Raw genomic sequence first — 22,428 nt, forward strand, 5'->3', positions numbered from 1 at the left:
CCTGTTGATGATGACTGTCGCCCGCGCCGTTTCGGCGTTACAATGCCGACCAGTCTCGCCCGGACCGGATCCCGGGCGTCGATACTCATCGGCAAAAGAAATTCTCCGTCATGACACAACCCAGTACGACTCCCCGCGCCGTGGTGATCTACTCCGGCGGCATGGACTCCCTCACCGTGCTGCATAATGCGCTCGAAGCAGGCTTTGAGGTACATGCCCTGTCGTTTCACTACGGCCAGCGTCACGCACGCGAACTCGATGCGGCGCGTCGGGTCTGCGAACAGCTGAATATTGCCCATCAGGTCATCGATATTCGTGCCATCCATTCGCTGATCGGCAATTCCGCCCTGACCGACAGCGAACGGGAGATGCCGCGCGCCGATTACGCTGAAGACAACATGCAGGATACCGTGGTCCCCAACCGCAACATGATCCTGCTGTCGCTGGCGATCGGCCATGCCGTCAACACCGGCGCCCGGGTCTGCTACTACGGCGCTCACGGTGGCGACCACGCCATCTATCCCGATTGTCGGCCGGAATTCGTCGAACGCATGAATGACGTGGCCGCCATCGCCAATTATGAGCCGGTCGAGGTGCGCACCCCCTGGCTGCATGCCGACAAGAGCGACATCCTGGCGGACGGCGTACGCATGGGCATTGATTATGCCGCAAGCTGGACCTGCTATATCGGCGATGAACTGGCCTGCGGCGAGTGCGGCAGCTGTCGCGAACGGCTCAAGGCATTTCAGGCGCTCGGCATGACCGATCCGCTGCCCTATCGGCAACGCACGCCCTCAGCCACCGATTCGCAGACGGATTGATCGATGTACGCCATCAAGGAAGCCTTTTATACCCTTCAGGGTGAAGGGGCACAGGCGGGCCGCCCTTCGGCCTTCTGTCGCTTTGCCGGCTGCAATCTCTGGTCGGGCCGGGAAAAGGACCGCGAACGCAGCATCTGTCGTTTCTGCGATACCGATTTCGTGGGCACCGACGGCCAGAACGGCGGGCGCTTTGACACTGCACGGGCGCTTGCCGAACATCTGCTGGCGCTCTGGCCCGAGGCCCGCCCGGATTACACGGGGGGGACGCCCTATGTGGTCTTTACCGGTGGGGAGCCCCTGTTACAGCTCGATCCCGACCTGATCGAGGCCATGCATGCCTGCGGCTTCGAAATCGGGGTCGAAACCAACGGTACCCTGACAGCGCCCGAAGGCATCGACTGGCTCTGCGTCAGTCCCAAGGGGGTCGCCGAACTCAAACAGCAGAGTGGCCAGGAACTCAAGCTCGTGTATCCGCAGGAAGAGGCTCATCCGAGCCGCTTCGAGCATCTCGACTTCGAGCACTTCTACCTGCAGCCCATGGATCTGGCCCCCCGCGGCGAGCAGGGCAATACCATGGCGGCGACCGTGGACTACTGCATGACCCACCCTCAGTGGCGGCTGTCACTGCAGATTCACAAGATTGCGGGAATTGACTGATGACACTGTTTGTCAACGATCTGACCAACCTCGACGTCTCCCTGCTCTGCCCTCAGCGGGGCATGATGGGGGCCAGCTGGCAAGTCAACCTGACGCTTGACGGGGAGCTCGGTGACGACGGAATGCTGTTTGATTTCGGCGAAGTCAAACCATGGGTCAAGTCCCGCATCGACAGTGAATCCGATCATACCCTGCTGGTACCTTCCAGAGCCGATTGGGTCAGCGTGACCGAATGCGCCGAAGGCCTCTGCGTCCGCACCTCCAAGCCCTGGGGGATGGAGATCCGTGCCCCCCGGCAGGCCTTTACCCTGCTGCCCTGGGACACCATTACCCTGGAACGCCTGAACGAGCGGCTCTCCCTTGAGCTGATGAAACGCCCACCGGCCCGGGTCAGTGATATTCGGGTGGAACTCGACGAGGAATGGATCGACGGCGCCGCCTTTACGTACAGTCACGGGCTCAGGCGTCATGCCGGCAACTGTCAGCGCATCGCCCATGGCCACCGCTCGCGTCTGCTGGTCTGGCGCAACGGTCAGCTCGATGAACCGCTGGCCGAAGCCTGGGCCAATCGACTGCAGCATATCTATCTGGCCGATCGCAATGACCGCATGAGCACGGCTTCTGCCGATGAGTGCGCCTTCGGCTATGAAGCCCCCCAGGGGCGCTTTCGCATTCAGCTGCCCGCCGAGCGGGTCATGACCCTGCCGACCACCACCACCGTGGAGCTGATCGCCCGCTGGCTGGCGGAGACCATTGCCCGCGAGGCCGGTGGACATATCCGGGTTCAGGCCTTTGAAGGCATTGGCAAGGGCGCGGTGGCCGAAGCACACGGCTGAAGCGGGTCTTGTCTTCCATAGGTAATCATCGGAGCCAACATGAGTGAGCTGATTGCCAGCGACGATTGCCGACCCGGGTGCGGTGCCTGCTGCATCGCCCCTTCGATCTCCTCTCCGATCCCCGGCCAGCCGCATGGCAAGCCGGCCGGGGTTCGCTGCATCCAGCTGGATGACAACAATCTCTGCCGGCTGTTCGGTCATCCCGAACGGCCGGCAGTCTGTCGGGCCTTCGATTACGACAGCGCCCTCTGCGGCGATCACCGCGACCAGGCGCTTGCCAGACTGAGCGAACTGGAAAACGACAGCCTGTCCGGCTGACTCGTCCGGTTCACGCCTCGTCAGCCCCTTCGAGCCTGACCAGCATCTTGCCGGTATTGCCTCCCTCGAACAGGGAAAGGAAAGCATCCGGGGTCTGTTTCAGCCCCTCGAACACGGTTTCCTCGTAATCGATCTCGCCGCGCTCGACCCGTGGACCGACTTCGCTGACGAACTGCGCATAATGTTCCATGTGCTCCAGCACAATGAACCCCTGCATGCGCAGTCGACGCAGCAGGATATGCGTGATATTGGAGGGCCCCGGCGCCGGCTCGGCATCGTTGTAGTGGGCAATCATGCCGCATACGGCAATACGGCCGAAGGGATTGATGACATTCAGCGCAGCTTCCAGCATTGCACCACCAACGTTTTCATAATAAACGTCGATGCCCTCGGGGGCCGCCTGCTGCAGATCGCGGGTCAGGGCCTCGACCGACTGGCGATGATTGACCGCGCGAATACCATGCGCTTCCAGCCACTCCCGCTTGGCCGAACTGCCGGCCGTACCGACCACGTCACACCCCTTGAGATGTGCCAGCTGTGCAGCCAGTGATCCCACTGCCCCACTGGCTGCCGATACCAGCACGCGATCACCGGACTGAAGGCCGGCAATGTGCTCCAGCCCCAGCCACGCTGTCATGCCGGGCATGCCCAGCACCCCCAGGAAAGCCTGTTCGGGCACATCATGTTGCGGGAGATGCTGAATCTGATCACCCGGCAGCTGAGCCACGTCACGCCAGCCCCCCATGTGAATGACCCGATCCCCGACGCCGAAACCATCATGGCGTGACTCGATGACTTCCCCCAGGGCCCCGCCTTCAAGCGGCTCCTCGAGCTCGAAAGGCTCGATATAGGTACTCACACCATCCATTCGGCCCCGCATGTAAGGGTCCACCGACAGCCAGCGATTGCGAATGCGTACCTCACCGGATTCCAGCGCCGGCAGTGTCGAACTGCGAAGCTCGAACAGCTCCTTCTCAGGCAGACCGCTCGGGCGACGGGTCTGCACATAGTAACGACTTTCGGTCATGGGATGCTCCGAATATTGATAACATTCAATATTTACAGCGTAGCACTCTCGCGCCGGATCGCTCCAGCGCTCCGTGCCCTGATCCATTGTCACGACAAAAAAAGGCGCTGCCCGAAGGGCAGCGCCTGAGTGGTCACATGACTCGATCAGCGACGCCTGATCTCGGCTTCCTGACGAAGGGTGGATGTCAGACCATCGATGGCGGTCTGTACCTCGAGATTGCGCAGCCCCGATCGAACCTGAGCGCCGGCCTGATCGCTGTCGGACTGACCGACCTCCTGAAGCGCGATAATGACCTGATCCTCGCCATTGCTGACATGGGTGAAGGTCGCCCCTTCCTGCTCCGGTCTGGGCATCGCGAACGCGGCCTCGATGATGGCCGGATCAAGCGCATTGCCGGAGCGTCGGGTAACGCTGTCAGCCTGCTGCCAGCTCAGCTGAACGCTCTGCCCGTTACGCAGTTGCTGCACGAGCTCCTCGGCTCGTTCGGCCAGCTGCCGCTGGCGCTCGTGCCGGGTCACGGCCTGACGCACCTGATCACGCACCTGCTCGAAAGGCAGGGTCGTGGCCTCACGATGCTCGCTGACCCGCAGCACCAGCCGACGATCATCACCCAGCTCGATCACTTCGCTGTTGTAGCCATTGTGCAGCACATCATCGCTGAAGGCAGCCTTCATGACACCGGGCTGTGAAAACAGCTGATCTTCCGTGTCCTGTGACAGCCAGTCGCTCTGACGCAACTGCAGGTTCAGGGACCGGGCGACACTTTCCAGATCTTCGGCCGAGAAACTCTGATCCTTGAGCTGCTGAACGCGATCCTCGAACTTCGAGCCGACAGCATCCTCGCGCGCCTGCTCGGCAAGCTGGTCACGCATCTTCTCGAAGGGGGGGATATCCACCCCGATCACCCGAATCAGATGAAGTGCATTATCCAGCTCGATCGGCTGGGCCGTCTGCCCGACTTCCAGATCACTGACGGTCTGATCGAACTTCTCGCCGAAGATGCCTTCCGTTACCACACCCAGGTCACCTCCCTGCTCCGCCGAGGACGGATCATCGGAGTACTCTCGGGCAAGTGCTGCGAAATCACCGCCATCGCCAAGCTTCGAACGAATCATCTGCATCCGCTGGCGCGCTTCTTCCTCACTGCGCTGCTGGCCATAACTGACCACGATATCCGAAACATGACGGGGTGCCTGAGCCCGACGCTGTTGATAGAGCTGACGCAGTTCCTGATCGTCCACATCAACGTTTCGGGCCATCTGCCGGCGATCCAGGATCACGTAATTGAGCCTGACCTGTTCGGGCCGCTGATAATCGGACTGATGCGACTGATACCACTGCTCAAGCTGGGCCTCGGAGATCGAGGGCGCTTCGATCGAGTCAGCCGTCAGCGTGGCATGGCGGAAGGTCCGTGTCTGGTGAATCAGGCTTGCCATGCGCTGCTGCTCTTCCGGCAGCACGAAACTGCCGGCCGCAAGCCCCTGCTGCAATTGGCGAATCAGCATGTCATCCTGCAACTGACCCCGGAACGACTGCGGTGTGTAACCGGCACTTGCCAGCCGACGCTGATAGATATCGCTGGAAAAATGCCCCTGCTCGTTCTGGAACTCGCCACGTCCCACGATCAGCTGATCCATCTGCTGTTTGGAGAACGTCATGCCGCCCTCATGCGCATACTGGCGCAGCAGGGTTCGGGTCACCATCTGATCCAGAATGCCCGAGCGCGCCTCACGCTGCTGATCCGGGGGCACCTGCCCGCTGCGCACGGCACGCTGCAACTGGGTCTGCAGCTCACCCTCGCTGATGCTTTCGCCATTCACGGTGGCAGCATCATTGCTGTTACTGGTAAAAGCGCCCACGATCGACTCGACACCGAAAAATGCAAAGGTCAGTGCGATCAATCCCACGATCACCTTTACTGTCCAGCCGTGAGCACGATCTCGAATCTTTTGCAGCATGCAGACCCCTGCCTTTTCAACGTGGCTTACCGTGACGACGCATTATACCCATCACAGCGGCCACGACGACCCGTAGCCGAGATGAAGTTCGAACGCGATGGTAGGAACAAACAAAAAGCGCACCGCGAAAACGATGCGCTTTATCTACGGGATCAATCGATCATGCAATCGCTGATACCCGAGTAACGTTGTCTTAGTTGACAGCGTCCTTGAGTGCCTTGCCTGCCTTGAAGCTGGGCACCTTTGCCGCATCAATCTGAATGGACTGCCCGGTCTGAGGGTTACGACCGGTGCGTGCAGCACGCTCCTTGACGGAAAAGGTGCCGAACCCCACCAGCGCCACGGAATCACCCTTGCGGAGACTATCCGTGACAGAGTCGATCATCGCATCAAGGGCACGCGAGGCTGCGGCCTTGGGAATATCCGCAGACGCGGCGATGGCTTCGATCAGCTCGGATTTATTCACTTTTCACCCCTTGGCTGTAACAGAAAATGCCTGATTCGATTTCGGAAAACCGGGAAGAATTACGCGATCAGACGACCGGCCTTTTATAGCAATGTGCCATATTTAGCGTCAAGTTACTTTTGGCGCCAGCGCCCGTCATGCCTGACCTTGGCATCAAACATGACGGGCAATTCGTCTCAATGTGTGCTGGCAACCGTTCGCGACTGTGACAGATCTTCCGTGTGACCTTCCTCGATATCCATCTCCTGCTTTTCAAGGAGTATTGCATCCAGGACTTCGTCTATCCAGCGAACAGGCCGGACGTCCAGCGCTTCCTTGATCGAATCAGGTACTTCCTTGAGATCGCGCCGGTTTTCCTCCGGAATCAGGACGGTTTTTATACCACCGCGCCGGGCAGCCAGCAATTTTTCCTTGAGCCCGCCGATCGGCATGACCTCGCCACGCAGGTTGATCTCGCCAGTCATGGCGATATCACAGCGTACCGCCCGACCGGTATAGGCGGACACCATGGCAGTGACCATTGCCACCCCGGCGCTCGGGCCATCCTTGGGCGTTGCCCCTTCGGGCATGTGGATGTGAATGTCCTCCTTTTCGAAACGCTCGGGATCAATGTTTAGCTGAGCAGCCCGCGAACGCACCACGGTATGTGAAGCGCTCACGGACTCCTTCATGACATCGCCAAGCGAGCCGGTCTTGTGTATGCGCCCCTTGCCGGGCGTCACGACCGATTCGATGTTGAGTATTTCACCACCCACGGAGGTCCAGGCAAGACCGGTCACACGACCAATCTGGTGCTCGCGATCCGCCAGGCCATAATTGTAGCGGCGTACACCGGCATACTGCTCGATATCCTCGCCACTCAGCGTCTGGGCGGATTGCGCAGCGCTCTGCTGTTCGTGCTCGATGCGCTCACGCAGGACCTTGCGCGCCACCTTGGCGATCTGCCGCTCCAGTTCGCGGACGCCAGCCTCGCGCGTATAGTACCGAATCAGCTCCAGCAGTGCATCGTCACTGAAGGTCAGCTCATCCTGCTTAAGACCATTGGCCTTGAGCTGCTTGGGTGCCAGATAGCGGCGGGCAATGCCGAGCTTTTCATCCTCGGTGTAGCCCGGAATCCGAATGATCTCCATCCGGTCCATCAGCGGTTCCGGAATGTTCATCGAGTTGGCGGTACAGATGAACATGACATCGGACAGATCGTAGTCCAGCTCGAGATAGTGATCGCTGAACTTGTCGTTCTGCTCCGGATCGAGCACCTCGAGCAGCGCCGAGGAGGGATCACCCCGATGATCCATGCCGACCTTGTCCACTTCATCAAGCAGAAACAGCGGGTTGCGCACGCCGGTCTTGCTCATGCGCTGCAGCAGCTTACCCGGCATGGAGCCGATATAGGTGCGCCGATGGCCGCGAATCTCGGATTCGTCACGCACCCCGCCCAGTGCCAGTCGGGTATACTTGCGATTGGTGGCTCGCGCAATCGACTGCCCCAGCGAGGTCTTGCCAACCCCGGGTGGGCCGACCAGACAGAGCACCGGCCCCTTGAGCTTGCGTACCCGCTTCTGTACGGCCAGATATTCGAGAATGCGCTTCTTGACCTCTTCGAGGCCGTAGTGATCCTCCTCGAGCACCCGGTCGGCGTAGCTGATGTCATGGCGTACCCGGGTACGTTTCTTCCACGGCATCGCCAGCACCCAGTCCAGGTACGAGCGGACCACGGTCGCCTCGGCCGAGGTCGGTGCCATCATCTTGAGCTTGTTCAGCTCCTGACGCGCCTTTTCTTCCGCCTCCTGGGGCATGCCGGAGTCGGCAATCTTCTGCTCATACTGCTCGGCCTCGTTCGGCGCGTTCTCGAGCTCGCCCATCTCCTTCTGGATGGCCTTCATCTGCTCGTTGAGGTAGTACTCGCGCTGGGACTTCTCCATCTGCTCCTTGACCCGGGAGCGGATACGCTTTTCCACCTGAAGCAGATCGATCTCGGCTTCGATCAGCTCCATCAGCCGCTCGATGCGATCGCGCACACGATCCATTTCCAGCAACGACTGCTTGTCGGCAATCTCGAGCGAGAGATGAGCGCTGATGGTATCCACCAGACGGCTCGGATCCTCGATCCCCTGCAGCGAGTTCAGTACCTCATTGGGTACCTTCTTGGAGAGCTTGACATACTGCTCGAACTGATTGAGCAGTACACGCACCAGCGAGTCCTGCTCCCGCTCGGTGAGAGGCTGGCTGGCACGGGAGGATACGGTGGCAACCGGATAGCCGGTATCGTCGGGCGAGTCGATCCGGTTGATATCCGCCCGCGAGCTGCCTTCGATCAGAACCTTGACGGTTCCATCGGGCAGCTTGAGCAGTTGCATGATCTCCGCGATGGTACCGATCTCGAACAGGTCCCCGGCTGCGGGATCATCCTGGCCGGCTTCACGCTGGGCGACCAGCAGCACACGCTTGTCGGCCTCCATGGCCGCCTCGAGCGCATGAATCGATTTTTCACGGCCCACGAACAGCGGAATGACCATCTGCGGGTAGACCACCACGTCCCGCAGCGGCAGCAGCGGAATGGTCAAAGTTTCAGGGGAGTCCTGCGCCATCGCAACTAATCCTCGACGATTCAATGGGTAGGCCGCATGCGATGCGGCACGGATACCCAGTGGATGAGGGTGGGGACCCCGTATTACAACCGAACATGAAGGCAACGGATGATTCACTCATCATCCGTTGCCTCCGGCCATCGGATGAAGGATCAGCCGTCCTTGCCTGCAACCCTCTTGCTCTCTTCCTGATTGGAATAGATCAGCAGGGGTTCGCTGTCACCGGCGACCACCGACTCATCGATAACCACCTTGGAGACGTTCTCGGTCGAAGGGATCTCGTACATGGTATTGAGCAGGATGGACTCCAGGATGGAACGCAGCCCACGCGCACCTGCTCGCCGTACAATGGCCTTGTTGGCCACCGCGCGCAGCGCATCTTCCCTGAAGTCCAGTTCGACACCTTCCATGTCGAACAGACGTTCGTACTGACGAATCAGGGAGTTCTTCGGCTCTGTCAGGATCTGGATCAGCGCGTCTTCGTCCAGCTCGTTGAGCGTGGCCACGACCGGCAGGCGACCGACGAATTCGGGAATCAGCCCGAACTTGACCAGATCCTCGGTTTCGACGCCGGCCAGTACCTCGCCCACGCCCTTGTCGGTTTCCTGGCTCTTGACCGTGGCATTGAAGCCGATGCCGCCGCGCTCGGCGCGATCCCGGATGACCTTGTCCAGCCCCGCAAACGCACCACCGACAATGAACAGCATGTTGCTGGTGTCTACCTGCAGGAACTCCTGCTGGGGATGCTTGCGACCGCCCTGGGGAGGCACGGAGGCCGTGGTCCCTTCAATCAGCTTGAGCAGCGCCTGCTGTACACCCTCGCCGGAAACATCCCGGGTGATCGAGGGATTTTCGGACTTGCGTGCAATCTTGTCGATTTCGTCTATGTAGACGATGCCACGCTGAGCCTTTTCGACATCGTAATCACACTTCTGAAGCAGCTTCTGGATGATGTTTTCAACATCCTCGCCCACATAGCCGGCTTCGGTCAGCGTGGTGGCATCAGCAATGGTAAAGGGTACGTTGAGCAGTCGCGCCATGGTTTCGGCAAGCAGCGTCTTGCCACTGCCGGTAGGCCCGATCAGCAGGATATTACTCTTGCCGAGCTCGACCGTCTCGTCCTTTTCCTTCTTCTCGTCGGCACGCAGCCGCTTGTAATGATTGTAAACAGCCACGGAGAGCACCATCTTGGCGCGATCCTGACCGATCACGTAATCATCAAGGGTATTGCGAATCTCGTGAGGCGTAGGCAGACGCTCCTCGCCGTCACTGGTATCCGCTTCCAGCACTTCCTCGCGAATGATGTCATTGCACAGATCGACACACTCGTCGCAGATGTAGACGGACGGACCCGCAATCAGCTTGCGTACCTCGTTCTGATTCTTGCCACAGAACGAGCAGTACAGCAGCTTGCCGTTTTCGTCCTTGCCTTTGCCGTCAGCCATTCGCGTACCTCTTGGTAACAGCGGCCGGTATTACCGACCGCCGGTCATTGCCATGTACAGAATTTACGCTATCAAGTTGTCGGACGCTTATCCAGCACGTCATCAACAAGCCCGTATTCGACCGCCTGACTGCCACTCATGAAGTTGTCACGGTCGGTATCACGGGCGATTTTCTCGTAATCCTGTCCGGTATGGTATGCCAGAATTTCGTTGAGCCGCTTGCGGATATTGAGAATCTCACGGGTGTGGATTTCGATATCGCTGGCCTGGCCCTGATAACCCCCCAGCGGCTGGTGAATCATCATGCGCGAATGCGGCAGGCAGAAGCGCTTGCCACTCTCGCCGCCGGCCAGCAGCAGCGCGCCCATGCTGGCAGCCTGCCCGATGCAGACCGTGGACACGTTGGGCCGAATGAACTGCATGGTGTCATAGATGGACATGCCGGCCGTGACCGAGCCCCCGGGCGAGTTGATATAGAGATGGATATCCTTGTCCGGATTCTCCGACTCCAGATACAGAAGCTGTGCAACGATCAGGTTGGCCGTGTAGTCTTCCACCGGGCCGACCATGAAGACCACCCGCTCCTTGAGCAGGCGCGAATAGATGTCGTAGGCACGCTCACCCCGAGCATTCTGCTCCACGACCATCGGCACCAGTCCGCCGGCATTGGTGATATCAAAATCGTCTTGCATGAAGGCCTACCTCGTCCAGTGATTAGAAACCCGGCGTGAAGCCGGGTTCATTGTGTCTGCGAGTCAGGGGCGAAGCAGCACGGCTTCAGGCGTTTTCGGTACCGCCTTCCTCGGCTGCCTGCTCTTCGCTCCCCGGCTGCTGCTGAGCGGCCTGCAGTGCCTCCTGATAGGACATCGGCACTTCGGTGACCTGTGCCTGGGACAGCAGGACATCCACGGCCTTGTTTTCAAGCACAGCAGACTTGACCTGATTTTTCAGCTGCTCATTGCCCATGTAGTGATCCACGACCTGCGAGGGCTGCTCGTACTGGCCGGCCTGCTCCTCGATATAGGCGCGAATCTCGTCGTCACTGGCATCCAGCTCGTGCCGGCTGACCACTTCGGAAAGCAGCAGTCCGACCACCACCCGGCTGCGAGCCTGCTCGGCAAACAGCTCATCGGGCAGCTGAGAGACATCAAAGTCCTCGCCCAGCCCGAACTGCTGGGCCGCCTGCTTCTTGAGGCCCTCGGTTTCCTGCTGGATCAGTCCATTGGGTACGGTGACCTCATTGGCCTGCTTCAGTGCTTCGATGACCTGCTGCTTGACGCTGTTTTCGACCGCATTGTCCAGCTCGCGCTGCATGTTGCGCTGCACTTCGATACGGAACTGCTCAAGGTCACCATCCTCGACACCGAACTGGCTGGTGAAGTCGGCATCCAGCTCCGGCAGCTGCTGGGCCTCGACCTTGTGAATCCGGGTCTTGAAGGTGGCTTCCTTCCCGGCCAGATGCTCGGCCTGGTAATCCTCGGGGAAGGTGACCACCACCTCCGGCGCCTCGCCGGCACTGACGCCCTTGAGCTGCTCCTCGAAACCGGGGATGAAACTGTTGGAACCCAGCACCAGCTGATGGCCCTCGGCACTGCCGCCTTCAAAGGCCTCACCCTCGATGAAACCTTCGAAATCGAGGGTCACCTGATCACCCTCTTCCGCCGGACGCTGCACTTCCTCGTACTGCGCATTCTGCTTGCGCAGGGTTTCGATCATTTCATCGACGTCTTCACTGGTAATTTCGGCCTGAGGACGCTCGACTTCAGTCCCGTTGAGCTCGTTGAGCTCGATTTCGGGATAGATCTCGATGGTGGCCACGAACTCCAGGTCGCGTCCGGACTCGTTGACGGTCGGCTCGATGGAAGGCTGCCCCGCCGGATTCAGGGAGTTTTCGGTAATGGCACGGACGTAGTTCTGACGCATCAGCTCGTCGACGACTTCATTACGCACTTCCTGGCCGAAGCGCTGCCGCACGACACTCATGGGGACCTTGCCAGGCCGGAAGCCGTTCAGACGGACACGCTTGGCGGTATCCCGCAGTCGATCGTTAACGGTTTGATCGACTTCCTCAGCCGGGACCTGGACGGAAACACGGCGTTCGATCGGCGAAGTCGTCTCGACGGAAACTTGCATGAATGATCCTCTACCCACAGGCGGTGGTGTGCGTCAATGAAAAACGTAAAGGCAAAGATTCTAAGAAGCGCAGCCAGCCCTGGCAAGCGCGTAGAGCCTTAATATGGCGTGAATGGTGCAATTTCAAGGGCTGAAAGGGGTTTCGTCGGGTTCCGGGATGACCAGCCTGCGCAAACGGCAGGACAGCGAGCTGGTGCGAAGGGGATCATCCGGACAGAAAAAAGGCAGGAAAGCCGAACGGCTTCCTGCCTTGCGAAAAAAGCGTCGAACGCTGTCTATCTGGGGTGGATGATGGGGATCGAACCCACGACCACCGGAGCCACAATCCGGGGCTCTACCACTGAGCTACATCCACCATAAACTGTTGCTCTGCCGGACGGTTGTTACAGTATTCCTGAGCTGGTACGCCCAGCAGGACTTGAACCTGCAACCTACGGCTTAGAAGGCCGTTGCTCTATCCGGTTGAGCTATGGGCGCATTCTACTTGCCGGTCCTTGTTGCGTCAACATGCTGATCCAGAAAACCTCGTTGGAAATCAGCATATTGGTCGGGGTAGAGGGATTTGAACCCCCGACATCCTGCTCCCAAAGCAGGCGCGCTACCAGACTGCGCTATACCCCGGAACGTCGGCCGTCGATCGACAGATTTTCAATGCGAGGCGCATTCTACCGAACCAGCGCCGCGGGTCAAGCCCGTCGCAGTGAATAGCGCCATTGACTGCCTTCCGGGGCGTGAGACAATTGCGCGCCCTGAAACCGCTCTTCCTGTAACAGTGCAAGGAACCAGGCTGATGACCGCTCAATTGATCGACGGCAAGGCAGTTGCCTCCCGGGTACGCGAACGTGTGGCACAGGAGGTCGCCAGCCGCAGGGATAACGGACAGCGCCCACCGGGCCTGGCGGTCGTGCTGGTAGGTACCGATCCGGCTTCACAGGTCTATGTACGCAACAAGCACCGCGCCTGTGAACAGGCCGGCATCCGCAGCCTTCAGCACGAGTTGCCGGTCGATACCTCCCAGCAGGCTCTGGAGCAATTGATCGATGAGCTCAATGCCGACTCGACCATTGATGGCATTCTGTTACAGCTACCCCTGCCCGAGCATCTAGATGCCCGCCCTATCCTCGAACGGATTCATCCCGACAAGGATGTCGATGGCTTTCACCCCTACAACCTGGGTCGGCTTGCTCAGCGGCTGCCCACCCTGCGCCCCTGTACCCCCAAGGGCATCATCACGCTGCTGCAGGAGTCCAACCTCTCCATCCGCGGTCTGGACGCCACCATCGTGGGGGCCTCCAATATCGTCGGCCGCCCGATGTCACTCGAACTGCTGCTGGCAGGCTGCACCACCACCATCTGCCATCGCTTCACGCGCAATCTCGAGCAGCACATCCGTAATGCCGAGCTGCTGATCGTGGCGGTCGGCAACCCCGGGCTGGTACGCGGCGACTGGATTCGCGAAGGCGCCATCGTCATTGACGTCGGTATCACCCGCACGGCGGAAGGCAGACTGATCGGCGATGTCGAATTCGAAACGGCTGCGGCACGCGCCAGCTACATGACGCCGGTGCCCGGCGGAGTCGGCCCGATGACGGTCGCCTCGCTACTGGAGAACACCCTGTTTGCCGCCGAACAGCATGACCCGCGCCCCTGATCCTGCCTGCCCTGGATGCTGAAACGGCGCCCCCTTCCAACGTGACGCCGTTTCAGTCAGCCCGCTTGTCGACCGGGCGCGTCCATGCCTCTCAATGCTCGATGAACCAGCGCGTGCCCTCGCGGGAATCCTTGAGCACGATGCCCTGCTCCGCCAGCTCGTCGCGAATGCGATCGGCCTCGGCGAAATCCCTGTTGCGCCGCGCCGCATTGCGGGCCTCGATCAGGGCATTGATGTCACTTTCCGCTAGCGGCAGCTCATCGGCCATCCCGGCATTCAAAAACTCTGCCGGTTCACGCTCGAGCAACCCCAGGATAGCCCCCAGCCGACGCAGCTCGAACGCCAGTGCACCAGCCTCGGCGCTGCGCCCTTCACGCTGGGCGCGATTGAGCTCCCGAACGAGATCGAACAGCACCGCCAGCGCTTCGGGCGTATTGAAGTCGTCGGCCATGGCTGCATGAAAGCGCGCTGCCCAGTCGCCGGTCACTGCCCCCGCCACCGACTCGACCCCGTCCAGAGCGTTATAGAAACGCTCCAGCGATCGTCGCGCCTCATCCAGGGTGTCGGGCGCGTAATTGATCGGGGTGCGATAGTGGCTGGCCACCAGCAGGTAGCGCACGACCTCCGGGTCATGACTCTGGAGTACATCCCGAATGGTGAAGAAGTTGCCCAGGGATTTGGACATCTTCTCCTGATTGACCCGCAGCGCACCGGCATGCATCCAGGTATTGACGTAGGGCTGGCCGGTCGCTGCCTCGCTCTGGGCAATCTCGTTCTCATGATGCGGAAAGGTCAGATCGGGGCCACCGCCATGAATATCGAAGGTATCCCCCAAACAGCAGGTCGACATCGCCGAGCACTCGATATGCCAGCCGGGACGCCCCTCGCCCCAGGGGGAAGACCAGCTGGGCTCATCGGCACGGGCGGCCTTCCATAGCACGAAATCGAGCGGGTCCTCCTTGGCGGTGTCGACTTCCACCCGGGCGCCGGCCCGCATCTGGTCGGGATCACGGTTGTTGAGCCTGCCGTAGTGGTCGAAGCGCCGCACCCGATAGTAGACATCCCCGTTGTCGGCGCGATAGGCATAGCCCTTGTCGATCAGCACCCCGATCATGGCGGTGATGTCATCGACATGCCGGGTTGCCCGCGGCTCACGATCGGGTGGCAGAATGCCCAGCGCCCGCTCGTCCTCGTGCATGGCCTCGATCATGCGCTCCGTCAGGGCATCGATCGACTCGCCGTTTTGTCGCGCCCGCTCGAGGATCTTGTCATCGATGTCGGTAATATTGCGCACATAGTCAACGGTATAACCGTGAGCACGCAGATAGCGCACGATGACATCGAAGGCCACCAGCACCCGGGCATGCCCCAGATGGCAGTAGTCATAAACGGTCATGCCACAGACATACATGCGCACATGGCCCGGCTCGATCGGCTGAAAGGGCTCCTTGCGTCGGGTCAGCGTATTGTAGATCTGCAACTCGCTCATGAGCCCTGCCTTTTCTGGGCCTTGGCCCAGCTGTCCTTGAGACTGACCGTGCGGTTGAAGACAGGACGTTCAGGGCGAGTATCGTGCCGATCGGCACAGAAATACCCCACCCGCTCGAACTGATAGCGGCTTTCCGGGGACACATCGGCCAGCGCCGGCTCTCCCCAGGCGTGCACGACCTCGAGCGAGCCTTCATTGAGATGTTCGAGAAAATCGACATCCCGATCCCGATCGGGCTGCTCCACCTGGAACAGGTTATCGTAGTTGCGCACCTCGACCGGGATGGCATGGGCAGCACTGACCCAGTGGATGACACCCTTGACCTTGCGCCCTTCGGGGTTCTTGCCCAGCGTCTCGAAATCGACGCTGCAGTGCAGTTCGCTGACTTCACCCTGCGCGTCGCGGATCACCTCATCACAGCGGATCACGTAGGCGTTGCGCAGACGGACCTCACGCCCCGGCGCCAGTCGAAAGTACTTCTTCGGCGGCTCTTCCATGAAATCGTCGGTATCGATCCAGATCTCACGGGTCAGCGGCAGCTGCCTGGTGCCCATGTCACTGCGAGCCGGATGCCCCGCCACCTCGAACACTTCCTCGTGCTCATCGGGCACATTGGTCAGCACCACCTTCAGCGGCTTCAGCACGCACATCGCCCGCGGCGCGTTATCCTCCAGATCACTGCGAATGGCGTGATAGAGCATCTGGATGTCGACCAGACTGTCAGCGCGCGTCACCCCGATCATGTCGCAGAAATGACGAATCGAGGCCGGTGTATAGCCGCGGCGACGCAGGCCGGCAATGGTCGGCATACGGGGATCATCCCAGCCATCGACGATACCGCGCTCCACCAGCATCCTGAGCTTGCGCTTCGAGGTTACCGTATAGCTGAGATTGAGACGCGCGAACTCGTACTGTCGCGGTCGGCCTGGCACCGGCAGATGCTCGAGGAACCAGTCGTAGAGCGGCCGGTGGTCCTCGAACTCGAGCGTGCAGATCGAGTGGGTCACGCCCTCGAGGGCATCGGACTGACCATGGGCGAAATCATAGGAAGGATAGATCTTCCACTGCTCGCCGCTCTGATGGTGACTCGCATGGCGGATGCGATAGATTACCGGATCACGCAGATTGATATTGGGCGAGGCCATGTCGATCTTCGCCCGCAACACCTTCTCGCCTTCCGCGAACTCACCGTTGCGCATCCGCTCGAACAGCGCCAGATTCTCCTCGGGCGAGCGATCACGCCACGGGCTGGGGCGCCCCGGTTCGGTCAGGGTGCCGCGATATTCGCGGATTTCCTCGGCGTTGAGATCGTCGACATAGGCGTCACCCTGGCGGATCAGATGACAGGCCCAGTCATGAAGCTGGGCGAAATAGTTCGAGGCGAAGCGGACTTCCCCCGCCCACTGAAAGCCCAGCCAGGTGACATCCTCGCGGATGGAATCGATGTAAACCTGCTCCTCGCTGACGGGATTGGTATCGTCAAAGCGCAGATTGCAGCGGCCACCGAACTGCTCGGCAAGCCCGAAATTGAGACAGATCGACTTGGCATGACCGATGTGCAGGAACCCGTTGGGTTCGGGGGGGAAACGCGTCACCACGGTTTCATTGCGCCCGGCCTCGAGATCCTCGCGGACCTGGGTACGGATAAAATTCGGTGCGCTGGTGCTCTCGTCACTCATGGGGCGTAACTGGGCCTCCTGACGGCTCTTGGGGGCAGGCCGGGCTGGTTGTTTCGCCCGAACAATCAAAACCGTTATTATAACGTGGCCGCTGCCGGGCTTCACCAGGCAGTCGAAATGCCCTGTGTCGGGATCATCTGTGCATCAGTGGTTGCCGGCACCTCCTGTCATCGCCTCAGTCGGGAAATCTTGCATGATCGTGTTCACCACCAGTGTCGGGGATATCACAGTCGAGCTCTTTCATGAGCAGGCCCCGCAGACCACCGCCAACTTCGAGCGCTACGTGCGTGATGGCCATTTCGACAATACCCTGTTTCACAGGGTGATCGATGGTTTCATGGTTCAGGGCGGCGGTTTTACCACCGACTTCGAGCAGAAACCGACCCGGACCCCGATTCGCAACGAGGCCGACAACGGGCTGAAGAATACCCGCGGCCGGCTGGCGATGGCCAGAACCGGCGACCCGCATTCCGCAACTGCCCAGTTCTTCATCAATGTGGCTGACAACAGCTTTCTCGACCACAGTGCGCCCACTCCTCAGGGCTGGGGGTACTGTGTCTTCGGGGAAGTCGTCAAGGGCATGGATGTGGTCGATACCATTCGTGGCGTGGCCACCACCCGTCGTGGCATGCACGCTGACGTGCCCAGCGAGGACATCGTCATCCACCGGGCCCGCATTGCCGAAAGCTGATGCCCGCCCCGCGTCCGGCGCTCGCGAGTGCGCCGGCCCTGACCGGAGACTTCATGACCATACTCTTCGTTGCCGATCTGCACCTGCACTCCGGCATCCCGGGGATCGCCGACGGCTTCATCGCTTATCTGCGCCACCGGGCGGCCGGGGCCGAAGCCCTGTATATCCTGGGCGATCTTTTCGAGGGCTGGATCGGGGATGATGGCTGCGGCCCCTTTGAAAATCGCATCATCGACGCACTGCGCCAGTGCAGTGATGCCGGCACGGCGGTCTACTTCATGCACGGCAATCGTGACTTCCTGATCGGGGAGGAGTTTGCCCGGCGTGCCGGGGCCACACTGCTGGATGATCCTACTCCGATCGAGCTCGAGCCAGGCAGCCCGGCCCTGCTGATGCATGGCGACAGCCTGTGTACCATGGATGAGGAGTACATGCAGTTTCGTGCCATGACCCGCGATCCCGAGTGGCAGCGGCGCACGCTTGCCATGCCGCTCGAGCAGCGTCAGGCACTGGCCGGCCAGCTGCGCGAACACTCGGCCAGTGCCAACCGGGACAAGCAGGACGAGATCATGGACGTCACTCCCCAGGCGGTCATCGATATCATGGCCGAATGGAACGTGAGCACCCTGATCCACGGTCATACCCACCGTCCGGCCGAGCATGAGCTGACCCTGCCCGACGGCACTCCGGCACGGCGCCATGTGCTGGGTGACTGGCACGCTGACTCCGGCTGGCAGCTTCGGCTCGAGCATGGTCGGCTGACGCTGGAGAGATTCACCCTTTCGGCGCTGACCGACTGAATCAGTACCGATCGCCCGGCAGCGACTGGCCGCCGGGCCATTGCCGCCAGCGTTCGGGCACCGCCCGATCACGCGGACCAAGCGCCTTCAGTCGCTCGGTCAGGACCGGTTGCCAGCGTGCGCTCCCTTCCAGCCGGATACGCCACTCCAGCGTCATCAGTTCACCATGCAGCGAACCATGACGACGTGCCGCCGACATGGCCTGATCCAGCAGCCATCCTGTCCGATTTCCGGCCCCCTGCTGCTGATCCAGACGTGCCGCCAGCAGTAACAACTCCGCCAGATAGAGCAGATCATGCTCCTGGGCAGCCGCCAGATGACGGCGCAGGTAATCCGCTGCACGCTCTCCCTCCCCGAGCAGCAGACACCCCTCGATATACCAGACAATCGGATGGTCCGGCACTTCATGACCGACCTGCATGGCAATCTCGCCCATTGCCGCCTCCAGTGGCTCCGCGGAAAGCTGTTCGCCCTGGCGGATACGGCACCACTCGAGGATGCAGTGAGCATGATGCTGCCAGAGCATTCCCTCTTCATGCTCTGTCAGAGCCATGACTTCATTGGCTCGCGCCCGGACCTCGTCAGGCATGCCCAGATGACGATAAAGCACGGCAGCCCGGATCAGGACCAGCGCCCGGGTCCGTGAATGCTCCAGTGACTCGGCCAGCCGTACGGCGGATTCGATCCACAGCACGGCCTGCTGATACTCGCCCCGCATGCAGCATGTCATCGCCCGATAGCCACAGGCACACGCCCGGGGATGCTCGCTCCACGGCAGCTCATCGGGTAACGATACCTGATGCAGCAGGTCCAGCGATTCGAAACGACGGCTGGCCTGGTGCAGGCTGCCTCCCCAGTAATCGACATAGCCCCGGGCATATTCCGTGAGATAGCGATAACAGGGCCTGTCGAGCTGCGCTGACAGCTGCTGCAGGTGCCCGAGCATGGCACGACTGCTTTTCAGTCGCAGCCGAGTGCTGAAAACCAGCCATACTCCCCAGCAGATCATGAACTGCTGTTCCGGATCCCTGTCATCTCCCGCCATCTCGCTTCGCCTGCGTGCCTCCACCAGGCTCTGGACCGCAATATTCGAAACATGTCCCTCGAGAGCAAAGCCGAGTCTGGCGCGCAGTATCAGCAGTGTCAGACGGGGCCCCTGCACGGCACTGTTGGTCAGACACTCCAGCCCCCGCTCGGTCATCCGCAGCGCCATGCTCAGTGCCGCCCGCGCCAGCGCCTCACGGGCGGCCAGCAGATAGTAACGAGCCGCCCGCTGACCGGCACCACTGCGCTGCAGATGCTGGGCGAAATGGCCTGGATATCGACTCAGCCATTCAGGCTGATGCTGCTCGAGATAGCCGATCAGATGATGGTGGGTCTGTCGCCGCGTTTCGATCGGACAATCATGATAGGCAACCTCCTGTAACAGCTGATTGGTAAAACGGTAATCGAACTCCGTAGCGACAGAGCATGAGGTGATGATCTCGAGGTGCTGCATCCGCCGGATGCCTTCCCGCAGGAAGGCGGAATTCCCGGGACCCAGACACTCCCGCAGCACATCAAGACTAAACTGCACGCCCAGCACTGCCGCAACATGGGCGACACGACGATGGACATCCAGCTGATCGATCCTGCCCGACAGCAGGCCGTGCAGCCCTCCGGGCAGGGCTTCCAGCTGCTGGGGGTGTCCGACATCGCGATCATGGACAAACCAGCGATACAGCTCACACAGATAGAGTGGCACCCCGCCACTGCGCTCGATCAGACGCCGGCACGAGACTTCATCCGTACGGATGCCGCAACGCTGCGAAAGCCGTGACAGCAGCACTCGACTCTGAACGGTATCCAGCGGCTGCAGGTTGATCTGGCAATCCCAGCCGGAACGGGAGGTAACCAGGTCCTGGCTGCCCTGACTGGCTACCAGCATGACGCGGGAGTTGATCGGCAGCCGGGTCTGCACCCTGCTCAGCACGCCGCGCGAGGCCTCATCAAGCCACTGCAGGTCATCGATCATGACCACCAGCGTACGCCCGGATCCGATGCTCAGCAGGGTCAGCACCAGGCGGGTCATCAGCTCGAGCGCCTCGCCACCGTACTCCCCGGGCTTGTGCAGCTCGGGCATCAGTATGGCTCTCAGACGTGCCCGTCGGCGCTCATCCCACCAGCCGGTCAGATGCCTCGTCATCCACTGATCCAGCACCTCCTCCGCAAGCGCCTCGCCCAGCTGCCAACGCAGCAGCGAGGTTACCAGATGACAGGGTTCCTGCTGGGAGAGCCGGGTCGCCGCCAGCCAGAAAAGCGTCACGTGCTGACTGCATTCGACCTGACGAAAATTCACCATCAGCGCGCTCTTGCCCATGCCGGCAGCACCGCGAATCAGCACATTCTGTCGCACCCCGAGCTCTACCCGGTCAAGGGCCTCACGAAGCTCATGGCGTTCATGATCCCGGCAGTGCAGCTCCGGCAGGGAGGTATCAACATCCTTCGCTTCGGCAAGCTTCAGGGCGTTGAGCCTGACCTCATCATCCAGTGTCACGGTCCGCGTCTGCAGCCGCGGCTGCAGGTCAATTGCCGGTGGCATGTGCTGACTGGCCAGCCGGGAAAGCACCAGCTCACCCTCACGGGCGGCATACAGCAGCTCCAGCGCTGACTGGGTGACCTGCCCCAACGGATCGATCAGCCGGCGTTCGGGCATGTACAGGACCCGCCCACTGTGCAATCCCGCCGAGAGTTCAAAATCCGGCAGGGAGGTGCCATCGGCCGGCCAGCGCCTGCCGACTTCTGTCATCAGATCCATTCGGCAGCGTTCATGGAGCGCTACCAGTTCCATCAGCTGACGCGCCGGCCCATGGGTCCCGAAACACGCCATGCCGATACCCGCGGTACTGCCCCGGACCCAGTGCCCTCCGAGCGCTCGACACCGCTGCTCCAGCCACGCCATCAGATCGCGCAGCAGCAGCATCACGTCAAGTTCCCAGTGGCGGTCAACCTCTCCGATCTCACGAAATGTCAGACGCATGGCCAGCACCGTCACCTGACGATGATCCAGCTCGGCTTCGCTCGGGATGTTGCCCTGGCCGGGAAGCGCGTTATCCAGAAATTCCGGGACGACTGCCGAAGGTTCATCATGAGCCGCCTGGCGCAGGCTGGTGAATTCCTCGGGGGGCTGACGACCGAGCAGTTCCAGCTGCTGCAGATGGGCATCATGATGGGCCTGTGCGGAGGCCTTGTGCCCTGCTGCCAGCAACTCACTGATCAGACGCTGATGGAATGGCGTATGATCGCTGAATCGCTCGGCCAGATGCCTGAGCTGGGCCAGCGAATGCGTCTGCTGAGATGCCAGCACCCGTTCGGCGAACTCCAGCACCCGCTGACGGCATCGATGCTGCTGCTGCAACAGCCAGCCCCGGAATTCGGCGCACTGGTTCAGCCTCAGCGCGGCGGCCGGCTCGCCATGGTAAAGCTTGAGCACTTCATTCAAGCGCGTTGCGCTAGCAGGCTGTTCGAGCAGTGCCTCGAGCATGCCGGTATCGAGCCGCCAGTGGACGGGTATTTCCAGCCGGATCGTGTTGCGTGTAACACCCAGCTGACGCTCGAACTCCGCACCCAGTACCCGGCGCAGCGTGTGCAGGGCATGACGCAGATTGTTACGAGCACTGCTGACCTGATGCTCCGGCCACAACAGTCTCGCCAGTTCGACACGCTCGACCGGCGGTGGCTGCAGCAGCAGGTACACCAGCAGCGCGCGCACCTTGTCATAGCCGAAATCTACCGCCCCCTCGCCGTTTTCCGCCTCGACGGCGGTGCCCAGCAGGGTGATACGCAGCGAAACCGGCGGCCGTGACCCGCTCATGTCGATCTTCGAC

17 protein-coding genes and 3 tRNA genes are annotated in these 22,428 nt (G+C 60.9%); 7 read left to right on the plus strand and 13 right to left on the minus strand.

Annotation, left to right across the window (positions count from 1 at the left end; genetic code table 11):
- Nucleotides 1-110 precede the first annotated feature (110 nt).
- From queC to C7446_RS06100, 4 genes are read left to right on the plus strand one after another with little or no spacing between them, the layout of a single operon-like run.
- A complete protein-coding gene (gene queC / locus C7446_RS06085; RefSeq protein WP_121172203.1) occupies nucleotides 111-821 on the plus strand; it encodes a 7-cyano-7-deazaguanine synthase QueC in 711 nt (236 codons plus the stop codon).
- A 3-nt stretch (nucleotides 822-824) separates the two neighbouring features.
- On the plus strand, nucleotides 825-1,478 hold the full coding sequence (queE, locus tag C7446_RS06090; RefSeq protein WP_121172204.1) for a 7-carboxy-7-deazaguanine synthase: 654 nt from the start codon (nucleotides 825-827) through the stop codon (nucleotides 1,476-1,478).
- A complete protein-coding gene (locus C7446_RS06095) occupies nucleotides 1,478-2,314 on the plus strand; it encodes a 6-carboxytetrahydropterin synthase (RefSeq protein ID WP_121172205.1) in 837 nt (278 codons plus the stop codon). Before queE ends, C7446_RS06095 begins: the two co-directional genes overlap by 1 nt.
- A gap of 39 nt (nucleotides 2,315-2,353) precedes the next feature.
- Nucleotides 2,354-2,632, plus strand: a complete 279-nt coding sequence (locus C7446_RS06100) for a YkgJ family cysteine cluster protein (protein ID WP_121172206.1) — start codon at nucleotides 2,354-2,356, stop codon at nucleotides 2,630-2,632.
- Nucleotides 2,633-2,642: 10 nt separating this feature from the next.
- Here the strand turns inward: C7446_RS06100 and C7446_RS06105 are convergent, their stop codons facing one another.
- From C7446_RS06105 to C7446_RS06150, 10 genes are all read right to left on the minus strand, one after another.
- Nucleotides 2,643-3,659 carry an NADP-dependent oxidoreductase gene (locus tag C7446_RS06105; protein ID WP_121172207.1) on the minus strand — a complete coding sequence of 339 codons (1,017 nt, stop codon included), beginning with the start codon at nucleotides 3,657-3,659 and terminating at the stop codon, nucleotides 2,643-2,645.
- A gap of 146 nt (nucleotides 3,660-3,805) precedes the next feature.
- The gene (locus tag C7446_RS06110; RefSeq protein WP_121172208.1) at nucleotides 3,806-5,620 is read right to left on the minus strand and encodes a SurA N-terminal domain-containing protein; all 1,815 of its coding nucleotides are present in this window, start codon (nucleotides 5,618-5,620) and stop codon (nucleotides 3,806-3,808) included.
- Nucleotides 5,621-5,813: 193 nt separating this feature from the next.
- Nucleotides 5,814-6,086, minus strand: coding sequence for a nucleoid-associated protein HU-beta (hupB, locus tag C7446_RS06115; RefSeq protein ID WP_070977389.1), 273 nt, complete (start codon nucleotides 6,084-6,086; stop codon nucleotides 5,814-5,816).
- 176 nt (nucleotides 6,087-6,262) lie between these two features.
- Nucleotides 6,263-8,674 (minus strand): endopeptidase La, encoded by a 2,412-nt coding sequence (gene lon, locus C7446_RS06120; RefSeq protein ID WP_121172209.1) that lies wholly within the window; start codon nucleotides 8,672-8,674, stop codon nucleotides 6,263-6,265.
- A gap of 152 nt (nucleotides 8,675-8,826) precedes the next feature.
- Nucleotides 8,827-10,119 (minus strand): ATP-dependent Clp protease ATP-binding subunit ClpX, encoded by a 1,293-nt coding sequence (gene clpX, locus C7446_RS06125; RefSeq protein ID WP_121172210.1) that lies wholly within the window; start codon nucleotides 10,117-10,119, stop codon nucleotides 8,827-8,829.
- Between the two features lie 71 nt (nucleotides 10,120-10,190).
- Complete coding sequence (gene clpP, locus C7446_RS06130) at nucleotides 10,191-10,811, minus strand: ATP-dependent Clp endopeptidase proteolytic subunit ClpP (protein ID WP_121172211.1); 621 nt, start codon at nucleotides 10,809-10,811, stop codon at nucleotides 10,191-10,193.
- A gap of 85 nt (nucleotides 10,812-10,896) precedes the next feature.
- The gene (gene tig, locus C7446_RS06135; RefSeq protein WP_121172212.1) at nucleotides 10,897-12,252 is read right to left on the minus strand and encodes a trigger factor; all 1,356 of its coding nucleotides are present in this window, start codon (nucleotides 12,250-12,252) and stop codon (nucleotides 10,897-10,899) included.
- A gap of 280 nt (nucleotides 12,253-12,532) precedes the next feature.
- A tRNA-His gene (locus C7446_RS06140) sits at nucleotides 12,533-12,607 on the minus strand.
- Nucleotides 12,608-12,652: 45 nt separating this feature from the next.
- Nucleotides 12,653-12,729: transfer RNA gene (locus C7446_RS06145), tRNA-Arg, on the minus strand.
- A gap of 67 nt (nucleotides 12,730-12,796) precedes the next feature.
- A tRNA-Pro gene (locus C7446_RS06150) sits at nucleotides 12,797-12,873 on the minus strand.
- Nucleotides 12,874-13,042: 169 nt separating this feature from the next.
- Between C7446_RS06150 and folD the strand changes: the two genes are divergently transcribed.
- Nucleotides 13,043-13,903, plus strand: a complete 861-nt coding sequence (gene folD / locus C7446_RS06155; protein ID WP_121172213.1) for a bifunctional methylenetetrahydrofolate dehydrogenase/methenyltetrahydrofolate cyclohydrolase FolD — start codon at nucleotides 13,043-13,045, stop codon at nucleotides 13,901-13,903.
- A gap of 91 nt (nucleotides 13,904-13,994) precedes the next feature.
- Here the strand turns inward: folD and cysS are convergent, their stop codons facing one another.
- Together cysS and C7446_RS06165 are read right to left on the minus strand one after the other, a co-directional pair.
- The gene (gene cysS, locus C7446_RS06160; RefSeq protein ID WP_211327873.1) at nucleotides 13,995-15,383 is read right to left on the minus strand and encodes a cysteine--tRNA ligase; all 1,389 of its coding nucleotides are present in this window, start codon (nucleotides 15,381-15,383) and stop codon (nucleotides 13,995-13,997) included.
- A 5-nt stretch (nucleotides 15,384-15,388) separates the two neighbouring features.
- Nucleotides 15,389-17,071 carry a glutamine--tRNA ligase/YqeY domain fusion protein gene (locus C7446_RS06165; RefSeq protein WP_121172215.1) on the minus strand — a complete coding sequence of 561 codons (1,683 nt, stop codon included), beginning with the start codon at nucleotides 17,069-17,071 and terminating at the stop codon, nucleotides 15,389-15,391.
- A gap of 193 nt (nucleotides 17,072-17,264) precedes the next feature.
- Here C7446_RS06165 and C7446_RS06170 point away from each other — a divergent pair, with 193 nt between their 5' ends.
- Together C7446_RS06170 and C7446_RS06175 are read left to right on the plus strand one after the other, a co-directional pair.
- On the plus strand, nucleotides 17,265-17,762 hold the full coding sequence (locus C7446_RS06170; protein ID WP_121172216.1) for a peptidylprolyl isomerase: 498 nt from the start codon (nucleotides 17,265-17,267) through the stop codon (nucleotides 17,760-17,762).
- A gap of 53 nt (nucleotides 17,763-17,815) precedes the next feature.
- Entirely contained in the window at nucleotides 17,816-18,562 is a 747-nt protein-coding gene (locus C7446_RS06175) for a UDP-2,3-diacylglucosamine diphosphatase (protein WP_121172217.1), read from the plus strand.
- Nucleotide 18,563: 1 nt separating this feature from the next.
- Here the strand turns inward: C7446_RS06175 and C7446_RS06180 are convergent, their stop codons facing one another.
- Entirely contained in the window at nucleotides 18,564-22,415 is a 3,852-nt protein-coding gene (locus C7446_RS06180; protein WP_121172218.1) for an ATP-binding protein, read from the minus strand.
- Nucleotides 22,416-22,428: the final 13 nt, after the last annotated feature.

Origin of the sequence: Kushneria sinocarnis (assembly GCF_003633775.1) — a bacterium.
GTDB lineage: Bacteria > Pseudomonadota > Gammaproteobacteria > Pseudomonadales > Halomonadaceae > Kushneria > Kushneria sinocarnis.

Coding starts and splice junctions, on each gene's coding strand:
- lon (WP_121172209.1), bottom strand. CDS start 8,674: ATGGCGCAGGACTCCCCTGAAACTTTGACCATTCCGCTGCTGCCGCTG.
- C7446_RS06100 (WP_121172206.1), top strand. CDS start 2,354: ATGAGTGAGCTGATTGCCAGCGACGATTGCCGACCCGGGTGCGGTGCC.
- C7446_RS06180 (WP_121172218.1), bottom strand. CDS start 22,415: ATGAGCGGGTCACGGCCGCCGGTTTCGCTGCGTATCACCCTGCTGGGC.
- C7446_RS06165 (WP_121172215.1), bottom strand. CDS start 17,071: ATGAGTGACGAGAGCACCAGCGCACCGAATTTTATCCGTACCCAGGTC.
- C7446_RS06175 (WP_121172217.1), top strand. CDS start 17,816: ATGACCATACTCTTCGTTGCCGATCTGCACCTGCACTCCGGCATCCCG.
- queE (WP_121172204.1), top strand. CDS start 825: ATGTACGCCATCAAGGAAGCCTTTTATACCCTTCAGGGTGAAGGGGCA.
- clpX (WP_121172210.1), bottom strand. CDS start 10,119: ATGGCTGACGGCAAAGGCAAGGACGAAAACGGCAAGCTGCTGTACTGC.
- clpP (WP_121172211.1), bottom strand. CDS start 10,811: ATGCAAGACGATTTTGATATCACCAATGCCGGCGGACTGGTGCCGATG.
- C7446_RS06105 (WP_121172207.1), bottom strand. CDS start 3,659: ATGACCGAAAGTCGTTACTATGTGCAGACCCGTCGCCCGAGCGGTCTG.
- C7446_RS06110 (WP_121172208.1), bottom strand. CDS start 5,620: ATGCTGCAAAAGATTCGAGATCGTGCTCACGGCTGGACAGTAAAGGTG.
- C7446_RS06170 (WP_121172216.1), top strand. CDS start 17,265: ATGATCGTGTTCACCACCAGTGTCGGGGATATCACAGTCGAGCTCTTT.
- queC (WP_121172203.1), top strand. CDS start 111: ATGACACAACCCAGTACGACTCCCCGCGCCGTGGTGATCTACTCCGGC.
- folD (WP_121172213.1), top strand. CDS start 13,043: ATGACCGCTCAATTGATCGACGGCAAGGCAGTTGCCTCCCGGGTACGC.
- tig (WP_121172212.1), bottom strand. CDS start 12,252: ATGCAAGTTTCCGTCGAGACGACTTCGCCGATCGAACGCCGTGTTTCC.
- C7446_RS06095 (WP_121172205.1), top strand. CDS start 1,478: ATGACACTGTTTGTCAACGATCTGACCAACCTCGACGTCTCCCTGCTC.